The sequence below is a fragment of the Sulfitobacter sp. HI0040 genome (assembly GCF_001634885.1).
GTDB lineage: Bacteria > Pseudomonadota > Alphaproteobacteria > Rhodobacterales > Rhodobacteraceae > Sulfitobacter.
On the sequence record NZ_LWEX01000522.1, the window covers coordinates 1 to 225 of the forward strand.

The 225-nt window shown below is 56.9% G+C and carries 1 protein-coding gene; it reads right to left on the reverse strand.

Annotated elements, in window-relative coordinates; genetic code table 11:
- Positions 1–134 (reverse strand): VOC family protein (locus A3728_RS22915; RefSeq protein WP_201722359.1); only part of this gene is annotated, 134 nt, incomplete at its 3' end.
- Between the last annotated feature and the right edge of the window lie 91 nt (positions 135–225).

Here is a 225-nt window from a genome sequence, read left to right on the forward strand (position 1 = left end):
GCCATGTCTTCTTCGCGGCCCCTCAGGCGGAAAGCGAAGATCGCATGATAGAAATCGAGCGCTGCGGTCAGATCGCCCACTTCGAGAACGATATGATTGAGCCCCACGAGCTTCGGTTTGTGCAGGTCATCCATATCCGGGAGATAGCGGAGGACGAAGGGCCTTCAAGTCCGGACGGCGCGGGGGCAATTTTGCCCTTTTCTTTTCGTGCCGTCTCCGTATCTT